Origin of the sequence: Arenicella xantha, from assembly GCF_003315245.1 — a bacterium.
In the GTDB taxonomy this organism is placed as follows: domain Bacteria; phylum Pseudomonadota; class Gammaproteobacteria; order Arenicellales; family Arenicellaceae; genus Arenicella; species Arenicella xantha.
Genome location: NZ_QNRT01000002.1, coordinates 363,427 through 383,094, shown reverse-complemented (window position 1 = coordinate 383,094; position 19,668 = coordinate 363,427). Strand labels below are relative to the sequence as shown.

Annotated in this window: 15 protein-coding genes and 1 tRNA gene; 11 read left to right on the top strand and 5 right to left on the bottom strand. The window is 47.4% G+C overall.

Going from position 1 to position 19,668, the window contains the following annotated elements:
• The first annotated feature begins 6 nt into the window (after nucleotides 1–6).
• Together kdsA and eno are read left to right on the top strand one after the other, a co-directional pair.
• The gene (kdsA, locus tag DFR28_RS07635) at nucleotides 7–843 is read left to right on the top strand and encodes a 3-deoxy-8-phosphooctulonate synthase (protein ID WP_113953741.1); all 837 of its coding nucleotides are present in this window, start codon (nucleotides 7–9) and stop codon (nucleotides 841–843) included.
• 52 nt (nucleotides 844–895) lie between these two features.
• Nucleotides 896–2,179 (top strand): phosphopyruvate hydratase, encoded by a 1,284-nt coding sequence (gene eno, locus DFR28_RS07630; protein ID WP_113953740.1) that lies wholly within the window; start codon nucleotides 896–898, stop codon nucleotides 2,177–2,179.
• A gap of 203 nt (nucleotides 2,180–2,382) precedes the next feature.
• On the opposite strand, the gene hrpA is transcribed toward eno, so the two are convergent.
• Complete coding sequence (hrpA, locus tag DFR28_RS07625) at nucleotides 2,383–6,264, bottom strand: ATP-dependent RNA helicase HrpA (protein ID WP_113953739.1); 3,882 nt, start codon at nucleotides 6,262–6,264, stop codon at nucleotides 2,383–2,385.
• Between the two features lie 393 nt (nucleotides 6,265–6,657).
• Here hrpA and DFR28_RS07620 point away from each other — a divergent pair.
• Nucleotides 6,658–6,734, top strand: a tRNA-Arg gene (locus tag DFR28_RS07620).
• A gap of 263 nt (nucleotides 6,735–6,997) precedes the next feature.
• Here DFR28_RS07620 and DFR28_RS07615 read toward each other — a convergent pair.
• From DFR28_RS07615 to gatC, 4 genes are all read right to left on the bottom strand, one after another.
• Nucleotides 6,998–7,792 (bottom strand): thioesterase family protein, encoded by a 795-nt coding sequence (locus tag DFR28_RS07615; RefSeq protein WP_113953738.1) that lies wholly within the window; start codon nucleotides 7,790–7,792, stop codon nucleotides 6,998–7,000.
• A complete protein-coding gene (gene gatB / locus DFR28_RS07610; RefSeq protein ID WP_113953737.1) occupies nucleotides 7,789–9,237 on the bottom strand; it encodes an Asp-tRNA(Asn)/Glu-tRNA(Gln) amidotransferase subunit GatB in 1,449 nt (482 codons plus the stop codon). The genes DFR28_RS07615 and gatB overlap by 4 nt, the downstream gene beginning before the upstream one ends.
• Nucleotides 9,237–10,676: an Asp-tRNA(Asn)/Glu-tRNA(Gln) amidotransferase subunit GatA gene (gene gatA / locus DFR28_RS07605; RefSeq protein ID WP_425455477.1), complete on the bottom strand. Its 1,440-nt coding sequence runs from the start codon at nucleotides 10,674–10,676 to the stop codon at nucleotides 9,237–9,239. The genes gatB and gatA overlap by 1 nt, the downstream gene beginning before the upstream one ends.
• A gap of 151 nt (nucleotides 10,677–10,827) precedes the next feature.
• On the bottom strand, nucleotides 10,828–11,115 hold the full coding sequence (gene gatC / locus DFR28_RS07600; RefSeq protein ID WP_113953735.1) for an Asp-tRNA(Asn)/Glu-tRNA(Gln) amidotransferase subunit GatC: 288 nt from the start codon (nucleotides 11,113–11,115) through the stop codon (nucleotides 10,828–10,830).
• 218 nt (nucleotides 11,116–11,333) lie between these two features.
• Between gatC and DFR28_RS07595 the strand changes: the two genes are divergently transcribed.
• Genes DFR28_RS07595 through DFR28_RS07560 form a run of 8 tightly spaced genes read left to right on the top strand, consistent with a single transcriptional unit; the run spans nucleotide 11,334 to nucleotide 19,642 of the window.
• Nucleotides 11,334–12,380: a rod shape-determining protein gene (locus DFR28_RS07595; RefSeq protein ID WP_113953734.1), complete on the top strand. Its 1,047-nt coding sequence runs from the start codon at nucleotides 11,334–11,336 to the stop codon at nucleotides 12,378–12,380.
• A 57-nt stretch (nucleotides 12,381–12,437) separates the two neighbouring features.
• A complete protein-coding gene (gene mreC, locus DFR28_RS07590) occupies nucleotides 12,438–13,292 on the top strand; it encodes a rod shape-determining protein MreC (RefSeq protein ID WP_113953733.1) in 855 nt (284 codons plus the stop codon).
• A gap of 8 nt (nucleotides 13,293–13,300) precedes the next feature.
• A complete protein-coding gene (gene mreD / locus DFR28_RS07585) occupies nucleotides 13,301–13,795 on the top strand; it encodes a rod shape-determining protein MreD (protein ID WP_113953732.1) in 495 nt (164 codons plus the stop codon).
• A gap of 12 nt (nucleotides 13,796–13,807) precedes the next feature.
• Complete coding sequence (mrdA, locus tag DFR28_RS07580; protein ID WP_211316923.1) at nucleotides 13,808–15,721, top strand: penicillin-binding protein 2; 1,914 nt, start codon at nucleotides 13,808–13,810, stop codon at nucleotides 15,719–15,721.
• The gene (rodA, locus tag DFR28_RS07575; protein ID WP_113953731.1) at nucleotides 15,722–16,795 is read left to right on the top strand and encodes a rod shape-determining protein RodA; all 1,074 of its coding nucleotides are present in this window, start codon (nucleotides 15,722–15,724) and stop codon (nucleotides 16,793–16,795) included.
• Between the two features lie 5 nt (nucleotides 16,796–16,800).
• Nucleotides 16,801–18,096: a lytic murein transglycosylase B gene (gene mltB, locus DFR28_RS07570; protein ID WP_113953730.1), complete on the top strand. Its 1,296-nt coding sequence runs from the start codon at nucleotides 16,801–16,803 to the stop codon at nucleotides 18,094–18,096.
• Between the two features lie 19 nt (nucleotides 18,097–18,115).
• Nucleotides 18,116–19,291, top strand: a complete 1,176-nt coding sequence (locus DFR28_RS07565) for a D-alanyl-D-alanine carboxypeptidase family protein (RefSeq protein WP_170132014.1) — start codon at nucleotides 18,116–18,118, stop codon at nucleotides 19,289–19,291.
• Between the two features lie 45 nt (nucleotides 19,292–19,336).
• On the top strand, nucleotides 19,337–19,642 hold the full coding sequence (locus DFR28_RS07560) for a DUF493 domain-containing protein (protein ID WP_113953728.1): 306 nt from the start codon (nucleotides 19,337–19,339) through the stop codon (nucleotides 19,640–19,642).
• The last annotated feature ends 26 nt before the right edge of the window (nucleotides 19,643–19,668 follow it).

The window sequence follows — 19,668 nt, the reverse complement described above, 5'->3', positions numbered from 1 at the left end:
ACTATTATGAAAATTGCAGATTTTGAGGTTGGTTTAGACAAGCCGTTTTTTTTGATCGCTGGCCCGTGTGTGATTGAGTCGCGCAAACATGCGTTAGAAGTTGCAAAAATGGTTCGCGATATTACTGGCGAACTCGGTATCAACACCTTATATAAATCGTCGTTTGACAAGGCTAATCGCACTTCCGGCACGTCTTTTCGCGGCCCTGGAATTCAAGAAGGATTAGAAATTCTACAAGAAGTACGCGAGACAGCTGGCATACCTGTGTTGACTGACGTGCATACTCCAGAACAAGTTGAATTGGCTGCTAAGTATGTGGATATGATCCAGACGCCAGCGTTTCTATGCCGTCAAACTGACTTGATCGAAGCCGTTGGCGCTTGCGGAATTCCTGCTAACATAAAGAAAGGGCAATTTTTATCGCCCCCCGAAATGATCAATGTAACTAAGAAGGCCGAAGCAGCTGGTGGCAAAGGTCGTATCACCGTATGTGAACGCGGTGCTTCATTTGGTTACAATAATCTGGTCGTTGATATGCGTGGTTTAGCACAGATGCGCGAGACTGGATGCCCCGTCGTATTTGATGCGACTCATTCGGTTCAGCTGCCTGGTGGTCAAGGTGACCGCTCTGGTGGTCAACGCGAATTTGTTCCGGTTCTCGCTCGTGCGGCAGTAGCCGCAGGTATTTCCGGTATATTTATGGAAACGCATCCCGACCCCGCCAACGCTAAAAGTGATGGCCCGAATGCATGGCCGACGCAAAAATTAAAAGCGTTGCTTACCGTTCTACAACAACTTGACCAGTCCACGAAAGCTGGTGGTTTTTCAGATACTGACCTTTAGGGTTGGTGTTCGAAACCTGAATCAATTTAAAAATCTCGAGGCAGAACGCAGTATGTCCAAAATTCAATCAATCATCGCTCGCGAAATCTTAGATTCTCGCGGTAATCCAACCGTTGAAGCCGACGTAACCCTGTCGGATGGTTCATTTGGCCGCGCCGTGGCACCGTCCGGAGCATCGACCGGTTCCTTAGAAGCACTTGAGTTGCGCGACGGTGATAAAGCGCGTTACTTAGGCAAAGGCACCTTGCAAGCGGTCGCCAATGCCAATACTGTCATCGCGAGTGCGTTGATAGGCTTGGATGCACTAGATCAACGCAATATCGATCAAGTAATGATCGACCTAGATGGCACCGAAAATAAAAGTAAGTTAGGTGCGAATTCAATTTTAGCGGTTTCCCTAGCCGTTGCGAAGGCAGCTGCGGTGAGTAAAGGTATTCCACTTTATGCGCACTTTGCTGAGCTTTTCGGTAACGATGTTTACACTATGCCGGTCCCGCAGATGAACATCATTAACGGTGGTGAGCATGCTGATAACTCCATTGATTTTCAGGAGTTTATGATCTTGCCAACTGGCTTACCAACTTTCAGTGAGGCGTTGCGTGCTGGCGCTGAAGTGTTTCATTCCTTGAAGAAAGTATTATCAGGTATGGGCTTGAGCACTGCGGTTGGTGATGAAGGCGGCTTTGCGCCAAATCTAGACAGCAACGAGGCAGCCGTCGGAATTATTATTCAGGCAATTGAGAATGCCGGATATAAAGCTGGTGAAGACATTATGATTGGCCTAGATGTCGCCAGTACGGAGTTCTATAAAGATGGGCAGTACACCTTAAGCGCCGAAGGCAAGTCGTTGAATTCAAAAGAATTTGCTGAGTACCTAGAAGCCTGGGTTCGAAAGTATCCAATTATTACTATCGAAGATGGCATGGCCGAAGATGATTGGGAAGGTTGGGCTGATTTAACCAATCGAGTCGGTAACGATATTCAGCTAACTGGTGATGATTTGTTCGTGACGAATACCAAAATTCTCAGCGAAGGTATAGAGAAAGGTGTGGCGAATTCTATTCTTATTAAGTTTAACCAAATCGGCTCGCTGACTGAAACATTGGATGCAATTCAGATGGCGCATGATGCTGGATACAAGGCGACGATTTCGCATCGATCTGGTGAGACTGAAGACACAACAATTGCTGATTTGGCCGTTGCTACCGCGGCTGGTCAGATTAAAACAGGTTCTTTGTGTCGTTCTGACCGCGTTGCTAAATACAACCAATTACTGCGTATTGAGCAAGAACTTGGCGATAAAGCGGTATATCCAGGCATGAAGTCGTTTTTATAGCGTTTTAATATGCGGTCGATGTTGTTTTCGGCCGCATAGTCAATAGGCACAGTTATAGTGTAAAAAAAAAGCCTCAATTAGAGGCTTTTTTTTACGTCTATTGTCGCGCTCTTGAAGAGATTGGTTTGCTTGGAATAAACGTCCAATCATTGTATTTGCTGTTTTTGAGCCGCTATTAAGCCGCATTATTTAGACGTTTTTGCTTAGTGTGATGGTTGAATATGCTGCTGCCAAAATGTATTCAATCTCTTTTCAGAGACCGGCGCTTGAGTCTTCAGGTGTTGAGCAAAAATAGACACGCGCCACTCTTCTAGCAGTAAAGCGAACTCGGCTAATCGAGGATAAGTTAGATAAGCAAAGTCGAGGTCCTGATCATTTCGGCAGAGTTCATTGATGCGCGCATCTAGTTTGTGTTGCAGGCTTAGTAAAGCTGTCGTTTCGGGTTTATTTTGTCCAAGTTTGTCGAGTCTCGCTTCGATGGCACGCAAATAGCGCGGGTATTGTTTGAGCGTCGCTAGATTGGTGTATCGCAAAAACGTTGGGTTGAACAGGCGATATAACTGTGCTTTTATATCTTCGAGTGCACTGTCTACCGGAATGCTGACTACCTTGATGCGCTTAAGACTGTTGAACAAATCGTCACGTTGCTGCAGTGCCGTACTTAACGCGCCTTCAAGTTCGATGCTTTTACGAACCCAGTCTTTAGCTCCACGAGCTAGTGCGGTTTCGAAATCGGCTTGTGTACGAATTAATTCCTCGGATTCTAAAAAGCAGGCTGCATAGAGTCCGGCATCGATCAGCTCCTCGACCCATGTATCACGCTCCGCGCTAGATGGTCCAATAGAGTTTAATTGCGCGGCAAGTGCATTGAGACCGGTTGGTTTCTTTTGGGAGCGCGGCATTAGTTCTTTGCGGAGGTATTTGTAGGCTTGTTTTTGTGTGGTGTTGCTTAGTGTTTTTTTGCCCAAAGCAATGATGCCGCGTTGTGTATGGTAATGCGCAATTTGCATATCGTCATGGATCAGTAGGTCAATTGTGTCGTCTGAGCTGACGCAGAGCATTGGATAGGCTTGCACCGTAAGTCCTTGATGCTGGTACTGAACTTGCCTCGGTAAATCGCCAAAATCCCAGCTCCGTAGCTTGTGTTGCTCTAAGTTTGTGCGCTCTGATGCATGGTTAGAGTGTACGCTCTCTTGCACTGCATCGGCATACTCGCTTTTTAGTACGAGTAGGTCTCGACCCTCATTTACCAATGATCCATCGACGTCTATTACTCGGTAATTCATTTGATAATAGGAGTCGAGTTTTTCTAAACAAAAATCCGAGCCTTGAACTTTAACCCCTCGAGTCTTGTACAATACCTCAGCAAGTTGTTGGTGTAAGGCATGGTTTCCTGGTGTCAGTTTGGTCAGTACGCGATCAATCGCATCGGCAGCTGGTGCAAAGTTTCGGCGAATTGATTTAGGTAAGGTCTTGATCAGAGCAATGCATTTTTCACGCAGTAGGCCGGGTACTAACCATTCGCCAACGTGTACAGGGAAGGGCGCTAGCACGGATATGGGAATAACCATGGTAACGCCATCACTGTGTTGACCTGGGTTGAATTTGTATTCGATGGAAATTCGTTTGCCGTGAACTTCAATGTGGTCAGGAAACTGTGCGACTTCTTGCTCGTCGACGTTGCTAATTAATAACTGCTCACGCGTGAGCTTTAGTGAATCTTGATTGCCTTTGGATAACCATAATTCTAAGTCTGCACGGTTGCTAATTGTCTCAGGTAATCGCTGCGCGTAAAAATCAAAAATAGCATCGTCGTTAACGAGGAGGTTGCGTTTGCGAGTTTTGGTCTCAATTTTTTCAATTTGCTTTATTAGTTTACGGTTATGCTCAACAAATTCGGCGTGTTTATTGCGCGGCTGATACAGCTGGTTGACCAATGCCTGTTGAATAAAAACACTTCTCGATTCGGATGGATTAATCGGAGAATAATTCACCGGCTCTTTGTCGCGCAGAACTAAGCCATAGAGTAATGTTTTGCGGTACGCTTTTACGCTACCAGAGCGAACATGATAATGTGGCGCGCTGTGGTTATAGCTCAGCAGGTGCGCGGAGGCTTGAATAATCCACTCGGGCTTCACCTCCCCAACTGAGTGGGCAAATACGCGGGATGTTTCTAATAGCTCACCAGCAACTAGCCATTTAGGCTGTCGTTTAGCTTGGGATGAGCCAGGAAAAATACTGATCCGCCGACTGCGCGCTGCAAGATATTCACCGTCGATGTCTTTTAGCGCTATATTGCTTAAAAGGCCCGATAATAATGCGCGATGAAGTGTTTCATAGCGCTTGTCAAAATCTATTCTTTTGGGTTTTTTATCCGCAGGTGCTGGTAGCGTAAGTGGCTGCCATGCGTCTATTTTCCAACCTAATCGTCGACATTGAGTGGCTAGCTGGTGTTTAAGTTCACGCCACTCGAAGATCCGCGCGATCGACCAGTACTGGGCACCGCAATGCGACTTGAACTTGCTATTGCTCATTGAATCGCGTGCGTTCAATACCGCTTGCCATAGGTTTAGATAGGTAAATAGATCCGAAGCTGGATGAAACAGTGTTTTGTGACTTTGATCCGCGGTTTGTTGCTTCTCTGCCGGTCGTTCACGCGGGTCTTGAATGCTCAGTACGCTAAGTAAAACAAGGCCGTCCGTCAGGCATCCCTGTTCATTTGCAGCGACTAGGATTCTGGCAAATTTAGGATCAATCGATAGGTCGCTCATTTGACGCCCGATGGTAGTTAGGCGTTTGCTGGTATCTATCGCATTAAGTTCTTGGAGTAACTTATAACCGTCGTTCAATAGCCGTCGGTCTGGTTTATCTAGAAATTCGAAATCGTAGATATTCCGAATTTTGAGCCTGAGCATTTTTAGAATAACGGATGCTAAGTTGCTACGCAAAATCTCGGCTGGAGTAAAAAGAGGCCGCTGATCAAAGTCGGCTTTGCTGTAGAGCCGAATGCATACGCCATTTGCAACGCGTCCGCACCGGCCCATGCGTTGATTAGCACTGGCCTGTGATACGGCTTCGATCGGTAAGCGCTGAATCTTTGAGCGGAAACTGTAGCGCGAGATGCGCGCAAGTCCAGGGTCGATCACGTATGCGATTCCTGGCACGGTGATGGATGTTTCCGCAACATTGGTCGCGAGCACGACCTTGCGGCGATGTGCTGGCTTGAATACCTTATTCTGCTCAGCGACACTCAGGCGAGAGTAGAGCGGCAGGACGTCAATCGGCAATTCAGCACGCCGTAAGGATTGGGCTGTTTCTCTGATGTCTCGCTCTCCAGCACAAAATATTAATATGTCACCGCTGGCTCGATATTTACCTTTGGCTTCATCTCGAAGGACCGATTCAACGGTGCGCGTTATTGTGTCTGGTAGCGCTTCGTTTTCTGTTTCAATGGGTTGGTAAATCGTTTCTACTGGGTAGGTGCGTCCCGACACTTCTATAATTGGAGCCGGTACCTCATTATGGCTAAAGTGTTCGGCAAATTTTTCGAGGTCGATCGTTGCTGAGGTAATAATTATTTTCAGATCCGGTCGCTTACTCGCTAGCGGCTTTAGTAAGCCTAGAATAAAATCGATGTTCAGGCTGCGTTCGTGTGCTTCATCGATGATAATGACCTCATATTTACGTAGTAGTCGGTCGTGTTGAAACTCACTGAGTAGTACCCCGTCGGTCATTAATTTTATTCGAGTGTTGGCGCTCGACAGATCTTTGAAGCGAACCTGATAGCCGACGGTTTCCCCAAGCGCTGTTTTTAATTCCGACGCAATACGGTCGGCGACAGTGCGCGCCGCTATTCTGCGTGGCTGCGTATGGCCAATGAGTCCTTTTTCACCGTAACCTAACGACAGACAGATTTTTGGAAGTTGGGTTGTTTTACCGGAACCCGTTTCGCCAGCAACAATTACAACTTGATTCGCTTTAATCAGTTCGGCGATTTCATCACGCCGCTGACAAATGGGTAGTGAGTCAGGAAAGATGATAGTCGACGCCAACGGCGTTTTAGAGGTAGGTTTCGCTTTCGGCATCTGGATGGTTGCTTACGGTGTCGGAATGGGGTTGTTAATCTGAATGTGAGGCTAATTTGTTCGTGCGACAGGTTGATATATGCGTCGTAATGATCAAATTTTAGGCGCTAAACAAGAAATTATACTCGGGAGTGCAATCAATAGTCGAAACTATGATTTTATTCGCATATAATCGCACACCTTGGTAAAGCAGTTGTTTACCTAAAGCAAGACTAGGTATAGTCAGCACTAGCTCAAATCTGCTTGCTTAGATTGAATTGTGATTTATCAATTGCATTAATATGAAAGAGTTACGCGCCTGTAGCTCAGCTGGATAGAGCGCCTGTGGCGTCTAATTAGTTGGCTTCGAACCACATTTGGTTTTGGCGGTGATTGATAATATGAAAGAGTTACGCGCCTGTAGCTCAGCTGGATAGAGTACTTGGCTTCGAACCAAGTGGTCGGGGGTTCGAATCCCTCCGGGCGCGCCATAATAAAAGAACCGGCCTTGTGCCGGTTTTTTTATGTGAATACACATTAGCCGCGGACGTAATGAAGCCTTCAGAATCCGCGGGCTTCAGAAAAAAGCACAGAGGCTTAATCGGATCGCTTCAGTTAACACCGACTCGGTAAATTCCCTATGAGCGTAGTCGAACAGCTAAAGGTTGCCCAGAAGGAGGTCGCGTGGATGCCACGACCAATCCCGCTAGGCAGTTAGCGAGGCATATTGATTAAAATACGATCAATAAGGCGATCAATAAAAAAGGGCGACACTCTGAAGTGCGCTGATTACTAATTTTCCTTCTGAGTTCCAAACTTGCATGTCTTGACTCGAATAGCCGTCGCGCGCGTGTTCGGCGGCGGAGCGCATTAGCCACCAGCCGTCTTCGGTGCTAATGTCCTCGCTTAAGAAATTTAGTGTCCAATTCATTGAGCTGATTGGTGCAAAATCTTCAAACATTGGCAGCACCGCTGGTGGTGGCATATCAGCAATGCCCACCAAGGCTGCGAGATTATTTGCTTGGCGGTCTTTGTGTCGAACCCAAATATAATGTTCACTTATTTTTGAGCCGCTGATAGGTCGGCCACCGCTGGCCAGAACACAGTCATAATTACGAGCGAATTCAGGGCCTTGTCCAGTGTCAAAAAATTCGACGGAATCGGCTATGTTCGGTACTGTTGGGCGACTAGTGAAGTCACTGTTCAGTCGTGATTCGCGCTTTGCGCCAAAACAGAATACAGCATGCGTGCCTAAGCCTTTCTCGCCCCACATTTCTGCGCTGATAAAGCACACTGACCGACCTTGTCTGAGTATTGATGTCTTAATTGACACGGTTCCACCAACGGGGCCAATAAAGTTTATTTGTGCCGAACGTAGTGGTGGTAAGTCAGAATATTCTTGTAGTACGGCTTGCAAGCAGAGAGCAGCCGACAAGCCACCATAGGTAGTTCGACCTTGCATCCAATTAGGTGTAATTGTGACGGACCAAGACTCAGGTGAGACGCTATCAAGATTGTCTAGTAGTTCTGAAAAGCTGGGTTGACTCATTTTTTCATTTTCTCCACTAGTAGCTTGTTAGCCATTTGGGGGTTTGCTTTTCCTCTGGACTTTTGCATCACTTGACCGACTAAGAAGCCGATAACTTTGTCGTTCCCATCATTAAATTGAGCCACTTGATCAGGGCAAGCCGCGATCACTTCATCGACGATCGCTTCGATCGCACCGGTATCGGTAATCTGTTTTAGACCTTTGGACTCAATGATCTGATCTACTTCACCTTCGCTGTCCCATAGCGCTGCAAACACCTGCTTTGCGGTTTTACCTGATAAGGTGTTGTCTGAAATTCGGTCTAGCAATAACGAAAATTGAGCCACCGAAACGGGAGATTGGTCGATCTCTAGCTCGTGTTTGTTTAAGCTGGCAAATAGTTCTCCAGTCATCCAGTTCGAAACCGTTTTGGTGTCTGCCTGAGTTGTATTCACCACCGCTTCAAAGTACTCAGCGACCTCTCGTTCGGAGGTCAGTACTGCTGCGTCTTCAGTGGATAACCCTAAGTCTGAAACAAATCGTGCGGTCTTGGCGCTGGGGAGCTCTGGAAGTGTTTTCCGTATCTCCTCAAGAAATGCATCATCAAGTACCATCGGAGGTAAGTCTGGATCCGGAAAGTATCGATAGTCATGGGCGTCCTCTTTGGATCGCATTGACCGCGTCTCGTGTTTGTCTGGGTCGTAGAGTCTGGTTTCTTGAGTGACTTTTCCGCCGTCTTCAAGGATGTCTATTTGTCGCTCGATTTCGAACTCGATGGCGCGTTCGACAAAACGGAATGAGTTAATGTTTTTGAGTTCGGTGCGGGTACCCAGTTCTGCTTGTCCGCGTGGACGAATCGAAACGTTGGCATCACATCTAAATGAACCTTCTTGCATGTTTCCATCGCATATCTCAATGTAACGAACCAGGCTATGCAGTTTACGTAAATACGCTACAGCCTCAGCCGGCGAACGCATGTCTGGGTCGGAGACAATTTCCAGTAATGGTGTGCCCGCGCGATTTAAATCGATACCCGTTTGGCCTTGAAAATCTTCGTGTAGAGATTTGCCAGCGTCTTCTTCAAGGTGCGCCCGAGTGACACCAATTTCTCTGGGGCCTGCGGGAGTATCAATTTCGAGCTTGCCCGGCCCGACTATAGGCAGCTCCATCTGTGAAATCTGATAGCCTTTTGGAAGGTCAGGGTAAAAATAATTTTTTCTGGCAAATACATTACGCTGATTGATCTGTGCGCCGATGGCCAGACCAAATTTCACCGCGAGTCGCGCTGCTTCTCGGTTCATGACTGGCAATACGCCTGGCAAGGCTATGTCTACGGCACTGGCTTGCGTATTGGGTTCGGCGCCGTAGGCAATCGAGCTGCCGGAAAAAATTTTGGATTGTGTTTGTAGTTGCGTGTGGACTTCGAGGCCGATTACGACTTCCCAGCGTTGGTCCCATGTAAACATTAGTTCGACCCTCCAATAGCAGTCGGTGCGATGCGCGTATGCCAGTCAGTTACTTGTTGGTATTGGTGCGCGATATTGAGCAATTTTGCCTCTTGCAGATAGGGCGAAATCAGATGTAAGCCCACTGGTAAATTATTGTTTGTGAAGCCTGCTTGTATAGAGGCCGCTGGTAATCCAGCTAAGTTGGCCGGAATGGTGTAGATGTCATTTAAGTACATGGAAACTGGGTCGTCTGCGCGGCTGTTAATTGCGAACGCAGGGCTCGGTGTGGTCGGCCCCATCAATACATCGCATTGTTCGAAGGCGGCATCAAAATCATTTGAGATAAGGCGTCGAAGCTTTTGAGCTTTCGAGTAATACGCATCGTAGTAACCAGATGAAAGGGCGTAGGCTCCAATCATGATGCGGCGCTTTACTTCATCGCCAAAGCCCTCGGTTCGGGTCTTGGTATACATGTCAACTAAGTCGGTGTAGTCGCTGGCGCGAAAGCCATAGCGCACGCCATCGAAGCGCGATAGGTTTGACGAGGCTTCAGCTGGCGCAATAACATAATAGCTAGGGAGTGCTAAGTGCGAATTAGGCAGCGAGACGGATTTAATTGTTGCGCCGAGTGCTTCGTATTCTTTTATAGCGGCTTCAACAAGTGTTGCAACTTCGCTATCTAGGCCTTCACCAAAGAATTCTTTGGGTACACCGATAGTTAGACCGTTTAATGACTCGTTGAGCAAGCGGCTAAAATCTTCTTGAGGAACATTCAGCGAGGTCGAGTCACGCTGATCGAAGCCAGCCATTGCCGTTAGCATCAATGCGGCGTCCTCGGCGGTGTGCGTCATCGGACCAGCTTGATCGAGTGACGATGCGAAGGCGATCATGCCGTAGCGTGAGCAGCGTCCGTAGCTGGGTTTAAGGCCTGTTAGATTGCAAAAAGATGCCGGTTGTCGAATTGAGCCGCCAGTATCCGTGCCGGTAGCTGCTGGGGCTAGACCGGCAGCTACCGCTGCCGCTGATCCGCCAGAGCTGCCGCCAGGAACAAGTGTTTCGTTCGCGGGGCTCCAGGGATTAATGACTGCGCCAAAATAGGAGCTCTCATTAGATGACCCCATGGCGAATTCATCCATATTGGTTTTACCCAGATTGACTGAACCCTGTGCTTTCAACTTGTCGACTACGGTCGCGGTATAAGGAGCAATAAACCCCTCAAGCATCTTAGATCCACAGGTGGTCTGTGTGCCATCGATGCAGAAAATATCTTTCTGAGCGATTGGTAGTCCTAGTAATGGGCTGGTTTTTTGCTGGCCCCGGAGGTCGTCGGCAGCGGCTGCTTCGGCAAGTGATTGTTCGGCATCAATGCTGATAAAAGCGTTGTGATTTGAGTTCTTGATACGCGATAAATAGTCCTGCGTGAGTTCCACACTTGAGGTCTTGCCGCTGGCAAGCATGTCGGACAGCTTAGTTAAGGTGGTAATAGTCAAAACTGGGTTCCTTTAGAATTACATAACGACAGCAGTCTATAGCAATGGTCTGCTGTAATTGGATATTAGGCGAGAGTCGGTGTTGGTTGAAATAACAACAGTTACTAATAAGCAACACTCAATCAATAACTTTTGGGACCAAATACAATCCGTCTTCAGTGCTTGGTGCAATGGCTTGAAACTTTTCTCGTTGATTGACTTCGCTTATTCGATCCTCGCGCATGCGCAGTGTGGCATCGAACGGATGTGTCATTGGCTCAATGTTATTCGTGTCGACGGCCTCCATTTGGGCAACTAGATCTAGAATGCTAGATAGCTCGTTTTGATATTTTTCAGTGTCGGACTCGCTGATGTGCAGGCGAGCTAAACGGGCGATCGTATGCACGATTTGTTTATCAAGGGTCATTCGATTTATGTCACGGTGAGAAAGGTTAATGGGTATTTGCGATGTCGGATCGGGTTTGTAGTGCAATCCAATTTGCCGCTGATGGCTATTCGCTGAATAAACAACAAAATTACCACATATAGACGCGTTGTTGAATAGCGTGTGGGCTCGTTAGCCTGTACAATATTTGTATAACCTCTAATAAGAACAATTATCTCAAAGAACTCATCAAATAAACCATGTTACGCAGTATTCTCGGCTTGTTTTCAAACGATTTGGCGATCGACCTCGGTACCGCCAATACTCTTATCTATGTCAAAGAAAAGGGGATCATTCTAAATGAACCTTCGGTGGTAGCGATACGCTACGCACCTGGCGGCGGACTTAACAATAAGAGCATTTTGGCGGTCGGTGCCGATGCTAAAAAAATGTTGGGTAGAACACCTGGTTCGATAAAAGCAATTCGACCGATGAAAGACGGTGTGATCGCCGATTTCAACGTGACTGAAAAAATGCTCAAGTACTTTATCAAAAAGGTACAAGAGAATCGTTGGTTGCAAGGCAGTCCACGCATTATTATCTGCGTGCCATGTGGTTCGACTCAGGTTGAACGCCGTGCTATTCGCGAGTCGGCTTATGGTGCTGGTGCACGTGAAGTGTATCTAATTGAAGAGCCGATGGCGGTTGCGATCGGTGCAAACTTACCGGTAGCTGAGCCCACCGGTTCGATGGTGCTTGATATTGGTGGTGGCACCACGGAAGTCGGCGTTATGTCTCTAGGTGGTATGGTTTACAGTACCTCGCTAAGAGTAGCCGGCGATACCTTTGATGAAGCTATTATTAATCATGTACGAAGGAATCACGGTCTGTTGATTGGTGAAGCCAGTGCCGAGCGAGTTAAAAAAGCAATTGCAACGGCTTGGGATAAATCTGAAGAGCGTGAGATGGAAGTCAAAGGGCGTGATATTGCAGAAGGGTTATCACGTGCAGTGACTTTGAGTAGCAAAGAAATTTATTCGGCTATTAGCGACCCACTCGAATCAATTGTGCAGACGATCAAGCAAGCGCTGGAGCAAACCCCACCGGAGCTGAGTGCTGATATCGGCGACAAAGGCATGGTGATTGCTGGTGGCGGTGCGTTAATGCGTGATATGGATCGTCGACTGATGGAAGATACTGGGTTGCCCGTGGTTATTGCTGATGATCCGCTGACCTGTGTTGCTCGCGGCTGTGGTCGTGCGCTGGAAGAGATGGACAATCTGGGCGATGTGTTCGCACATGAGTAATGGATTAATTGGGAGCACAACGTTAACTTAATGATTTAGCCAAACCGATACATTCTAGTGGCAACCCCTTTTCGTAAAAACTCTGGTTGGCCGCAATTTGGCCTAGTGTTTGTGATATCGGTCACCATGATGGTGGTGGATTCTAGAACAGTATGGCTAAATGGAGCGCGCAACACTATGTCGGTGTTATTGACGCCGATACAATATTTGGCGTCGGTCCCTGCTGCGGTCGGTCGTTATTTTACTGCCTCGTTGACTGCTGAACCCGATGTGCAAATCGCTTACGATAATTTGCGCAATGAGTACTTTAAACTCAAGTCTGAAACCCTGCTGTTGCGAACCCTTGAAGAAGAAAATCAAGGGCTTAGAGAGCTGTTAGATGCCTCGCAGCGGGTTCAAGAAAAGATTACCTTAGCCGAATTGGTTGCTGTAAGTTTGGATCGTTATAACCATCGAATCTCTATCGATAGAGGTCTCCGTGACCGTGTATATGTTGGTCAGGCGGTAATCGATGATTTGGGCGTGGTTGGACAGGTCACTGAAGTCATGCCATTGAGCAGTATGGTGGTGTTGATTACTGATCCGGGTCATGCAATGCCGGTACAAGTGGCGCGTAACGGTTTACGCACAATCGTGTACGGAACTGGGGAGCTGAGTCGTTTGCGAGTGCCATTCTTGAACCAAAACTCCGACGTTAAAGTGGGCGATCTGCTGTTAAGTTCCGGACTCGGTGGACGGTTTCCAAACGGCTACCCTGTTGCTGAAATTGACGACGTACAGATTATTCAAGATGAGAAATTTATACGAGTGAGTGCGCGCCCAATCGCTAAGCTAGACCGTTCTAAACATGTGCTTTTATTGTCGCGAGAGAATGTTAAAACCACGCTCAGCAAAACAACTGAAACTAATTAATCGGCGCCATGAATCGTACAAGTTCATCACTCGGCCTGTTTTTCGGTGTCGCGATTTCCACTTTTATCGCCTTCGTATTAACCATTGTTCAATTGCCTACTTGGCTGTTTTATTTTTGGCCTGATTGGATAGCATTGATCATTATCTACTGGTCGCTAGTTACACCTACACGTATTGGACCATTGAGTGCTTTTATTGTTGGCGTTTTGCTTGAGGTGTTATTCGTGCGCACTTTTGGCGTGCTTGGCTTAGGGCTTGCAATACTCGCGTTATTAGTTAATTCAGCGCATCAACAGCTTCGAGTTTTGTCGGTTTGGCAGCAAATGGTTTTTGTCGGCCTATTTGTCGGCATTTTCAAATTAGTGACTGGCTGGTTGTACGGTATTGTTGATGATTTCGCCATTACTAAGGAGTATTGGTATTCCATTCTCGGCGGCATGTTGATTTGGCCATTTGTTTATATTTTATTGGAAGAAATGCGGCGTAAAGCCCGCATCCGCTAGTACTACGTAGCCGTGGCACAAGAGAGAATTCAATTAAAGGACTACCTTCGCGAAACGAATCTGATTCATGCGCGATTAATGGCACTGGTGATTCTGCTTGTGCTGTTGGCGAGTTTGTTGGTCGTGCGACTCTGGTACTTGCAAATTTATGATTACGATCGATTCGAGGTTCTTTCAAAGGATAATCGCGTTAGATTGATGCCAGTGCCGCCGGTGCGTGGTCAGATTTATGATCGCAATGGCAAAGTGTTGGCGGAAAACGTGCCTGTTTTTACCTTAGAGATATCGCCGAATAAAGTCGACGATATGGACGCCTTGCTGAATGACTTAAGCAAGATAGTTGAGGTGTCACCGAGTGAAATAGAAAAATTCCGAAGTCAGGTGCGCGCGCGTCCTGGTTTCGAAGCTCAGGTTCTAAAACTGCATTTAAGTGATGAAGAAATGGCGCGGTTTGTGGTCAATCAACATCGACTGCTTGGCGCGCAGGTCGAAGCTAGACTGCAACGTAATTATCCTTATGGGCCCGAGCTGGTGCATGTTATTGGCTACGTTGGAAGAATTAATCAGCGTGACGCCGAAAGAATTGATGAGCGCGCATATAAAGGAACTGACTATATCGGCAAGTTGGGAATCGAGGCGCAATATGAAGCACAATTGCTTGGCGAAGTCGGCGTGGAGCAAGTCGAAACCAATGCGCACGGTCAGCGAATTCGTACTCTGGATCGCACTGCACCAATATCCGGCGATAATCTTTACCTCAATATCGATGCGGACTTGCAGATAAAAGCGCGCGAGTACTTAGATGGTCGGCGTGGGGCTATTGTCGCGATAGAGCCAGAGAGTGGTGATGTCTTAGCCTTTGTCAGCAATCCAGTATACGACCCCAATAAGTTTGTTAATGGAATAGATCACCTCTCTTATAACGCGTTACGAGACGATATTAATCGACCGCTTCTCAATCGTGGTTTGAGTGGTCGCTATGCTCCAGGGTCAACCATTAAAGGCTTGATTTCGATGGTCGGTCTAGAGAATGGTTGGGACCCGAACAAAAAGGTCGTGTGTAATGGTTATTTTACGCTTAAAGGCAGCAGTCATCGCTATCGTTGCTGGAAGCGAGTAGGGCACGGGCCGATGTCTTTGGCCGATTCGATAGTACATTCCTGCGACGTATTTTATTATCAATTATCGAGTACTTTAGGAATTGATAAAATTTCGAGCTTTCTAAGTCAGTTTGGGCTTGGCCAGAAAACCGGCATCGATTTACCTTCGGAGCCGACCGGCTTGATTCCGTCACGGGAATGGAAGCGCGAGCGTTATGGTGTTAGCTGGTATCCTGGTGACACCTTGAATAGTGGGATTGGACAAGGCTTTACCTTGGTTACACCGTTGCAGTTGGGGGTCATGACCGCAACGCTGGCCAATCGTGGTGAGCGAGTTGAACCGAGAATAGTCGATCGTTTGGAACATGCAATAGACGGCCACAGCATGCGCGAGGTTATTCCTCAGCAAGGTGCCTCATTGGGGCGAGTTGAGGCACAAGACACTAGTTATGCGCAAATAATTGATGCGATGCACGATGTGGTTCAAGGTCCAGCTGGTACGGCTCGTCGTTCCGGTCTAGATGCGCTGTATACGATCGCTGGGAAAACCGGCACGGCGCAAGTAGTGGGCATACCACAAGGTGCTAAATACGATGCCAGTATCTTGAGTGATTTTGAGAAGGATCACGCCTTATTCGTTGCATTTGCCCCTGTCGATAAACCGAAAATAGCGGTCGCGGTAATTGTTGAAAATGGCGGAAGCGGAAGCGGGGTCGCCGCACCGGTCGCACGTAAAGTAATGGACTATTATTTACTCGGCGTAGATGCAAATGCGCCACCGGTTGAGGTTATCAACTCAGCGTCGCAAGTAACAGAGGGGCTGTAAGTGGTTCGTTTAAAGGTTGATCTGCCAATATTGTTCGGTTTGCTTCTGTTGTGTGCCGGAAGTTTGCTAATTCTATGGAGCGCCGGTGGAGAGAATTCTCGCCTAATCTGGAATCAGGCTATTCGTATGGGCGTGGCCTTTTTCGGGATGCTAGTGATTGCGCAAATAAGGACTGATACACTGTTTCGTTGGTCGCCATACTTCTACTTTGCTGGTCTGGTGATGTTGGTCTTGGTATTGTTGGTTGGTGATGTGGGCAAGGGCGCGCAACGTTGGCTAGACTTTGGTGTGATTCGATTCCAACCGTCGGAAGCAATGAAGATTGCAGTACCCATGATGGTCGCTTGGGTTGTGACCCGGAAAACGCTGCCGCCGCCGCCAAAAAACCTCTTTTACGCAGCACTGGTGTTGTTGCTCCCGTCTTTCTTAATTCTTAAGCAGCCAGACCTTGGCACTACATTGTTGATTTTAATGTCTGGCTCGCTGATTATTTTTCTAGCCGGTTTTGCTTGGAAGTATATAGCCATTCTATTTGGTGCTGCCGCCATTGCGGCGCCGGTTTTGTATCAATTTTTGCATCCTTACCAGCAGCGCAGAATCCAAACCCTTTTTGATCCTTGGTCTGACCCCTTGGGTAATGGTTACCATACTATTCAGTCGATGATTGCTATCGGTAGCGGTGGCGCACAAGGCAAGGGCTGGACTGAAGGTAGTCAATCACAACTTGATTTTATACCTGAACGGCACACTGACTTTATTTTTTCGGTGTTTTCCGAAGAGCACGGGTTTATTGGCGCGTTGATGTTGTTGACGCTGTACTTGGCGTTGACTGCACGTGGCTTGTATATTGCCTATTACACCAAGGATACTTTCTCGCGTTTATTGGCCGGTAGTTTGTCAATGACGTTCTTTTTCTATGTTTTCGTTAATATTGGTATGGTTTCCGGCATGTTGCCGGTGGTTGGTGTACCGTTACCCCTTATTAGTTACGGCGGGACCTCTATGGTAACGTTGCTGGCTGGATTTGGGATTTTAATGGGAATCCATAACACACGAAGTTTGATGTCGCGGTAGTAAATATGAAAAACACTTTCGCCATACTGTTAGTCGGTATGGGCTATTTCTTTTTATCGGTTGCACAGTCAGTGGAACTCGATGAGCATCCTGAGCTGCAACCCTTAGTTGAAGAGTTGGTTGCTGAAAAGCACTACACTCGCGACCAGCTTCGTGACGTGTTTGCGTCGGTAATTATTCAGCAGTCGGTATTGGACGCGATGACGAATCCGGCTGAATACAAACTAACTTGGGGTAAATATCGCAAGATATTTCTTGGTGAAGAGCGTATTCAACTGGGGGTCGAGTTTTGGAAGGAGCATGAAGCAACCCTAGCTCGAGCTGAGCGTGAATACGGTGTGCCGGCCAGTGTTATTGTCTCGATTATTGGTGTGGAAACGAAATTTGGTCGGATTACTGGCAAGCACAAGGTGTTAGACAGCTTAACCACACTTGCTGTGGGTTACCCTCGGCGCAGCGCGTTCTTCGCCAGGGAGCTTAAAGAGTTTCTCATTTTGACCAAGGAGAATGCACTTGACCCTCACGAAATTCTAGGTTCTTACGCTGGTGCCGTTGGTTATCCACAGTTTATTTCTTCGAGTTATCGAAATTATGCCGTGGATTTTTCTGGCGATGGTAAGACCGACCTGTTGAATCAGCCGGTTGATGCCATTGGTAGTGTCGCTAACTACTTTAAGCGCAACGGTTGGCGCAGCGGCGAAGCAGTTACTTCCGCTCCGATGCTTCAGGTTGCTTCGCCTATTGCAGAGCTGGCTAATCGCAAGCGCAAGGCAATTTATGTGGCGGCGGATCTTCGTAAATTGGGCGCAAACATAGATGCAAGCATCCCTGATAGTGAGCCACTGAATGTAGTCATGCTTGATGCCAGCGAGATCGTGCCTGACGCTGAAGAGAAGGATTATTATATTGTGCGCGCCGGCGATACGGCTTGCCAGATTGCGGAAAGTCATTCGGTGCCGTGTAAGGCCCTATTTAAGTTGAATGGATTAAATAAAAAAGGCTCGATTTATCGTGGGCAAAAACTCAAATTGCCGCTCACTGCGAATAATCCAAAACCGTCTGCACCAGTAGCTGTGACGCCGAGTTCGAGTAAATGGGTAGTTTCTCAACCAATAGAGACAAGTCAAAAAACGGTTGAGAAATCCAGTAATGTTGAGCGCTACGTGCCGATGCCTCGTTACTTTTACACGCATCATAATTTTTACGCGATAACGGAATATAACCATAGCGTGTTGTACGCGATGGCTGTTTATGACCTGAGTGTTGCTATTGCAGCGGCCAAGCGCAACGCCAATAATTAGTCCCTATTTGATGTCTACTATGTCTATTAAACGCTCAACTTTACTTTTTACCTTGATCTTCGTTTGTATTCCCGTTGCGAAGGCGTTTGAGTTGCAATCGAATCTCGTTTCGTCAAACCTGCCAGCACCAGAGTTTGATGCCAAGGCGTGGGTTTTAATGGAAATGAACAGTGGCACGGTGGTGACTGGACATAATGCCGATCAGCCTATGCCGCCGGCGAGCATCACTAAGCTGATGATGAATTATGTGGTATTTCAGAGATTGCGCGATGGCGATATCAGTTTGTCTAGTCAAGTCCCCATTAGTGAAGATGCCTGGCGTGCTGAAGGGTCGCGGATGTTTGCTGATGTCAACACGCGAATTGAATTAGCGCATCTTTTAAAGAGTACGATTATTCAGTCTGGAAACGATGCGGCAATCGCGCTTGCTGAGTACGCTGGTGGCACTGAGTACGCATTTGCGCAGTTGATGAATCAGGCTGCCGCCGAATTAGGCTTGCAGCAGTCTCATTTTGAAAATAGTTCAGGTCTGCCGGCCGAAGGGCATGCTATGTCAGCACATGATATCGCCCGTTTAGCGGCGGCTATTATTCGCGAATTCCCAGAGTTTTACTCTTGGTATTCTGAGAAGGAATACACACACAATAATATCACTCAAAAGAATCGCAACAGACTGTTATGGAAAGACGATAGTGTTGATGGTCTCAAAACTGGGCACACTGAGGCCGCTGGGTACTGCTTAGTCGCTAGTGCTCAACGTGGCAGTCAACGTTGGATTGCGGTGGTGCTCGGTTCCGAAAGTGAGCGTACACGCGAGAAACAGGTGCTGGCGCTATTAAATTACGGTTTTGCCGCTTATGACGCTGTTCGTGTGTCTGTTTCTGACGAAGGGGCGGTTAGTGCCAAGGTTTACGGCGGACTAGCAGATTCGTTAGAAATGCGTGCCGCATCAAACATTGATCTTGTGGTTCCGAAAAATAGGCAAAAAGAGGTCACTGTAGCATTACAATACAGTCCGTATTTTGAGGCGCCAATTATTGCTGATCAAAGTGTTGGACTTGCGTCGGTTCAGTTAGGCGGTACAACCCTAGCTGAAGTGCCGCTGGTGGCAGCAACTCAGGTTGATGAGGCTGGCTGGTGGAAACAGTTGGTTGACTCGATTAAACTCAGCATCCATCAAATGATGGCCGATTAATCGGGTAGATTAATTCAGACTAACCAGACGATTTGTAGAACAGTTATGAGTGACGTGCCTTCTTCTCCAGACTCAACGCCTAAAGATGGCTTTGATTTTATTGAATACCCGTGTGACTTTGCTTTCAAGGCGATGTGTCGCACGCAAGATGAGCAACCCGCGGCTGATTATATTCGTGGTTTGATTACCCCGATGGTCGATGATAATGCGTTACTCAAAACGAGTACAAATACGAGTCGAACCGGTAAGTTTGAATCGGTCACTGCTGTGGTACGGCTGCAAAATAGAGAGCAATTGGAGGCTATTTATCTGCTTATTAGCCAGTCGTCGCGCGTTGTGATGACGCTTTAATATGGATTTCGAGTCTGCGCTCAAGC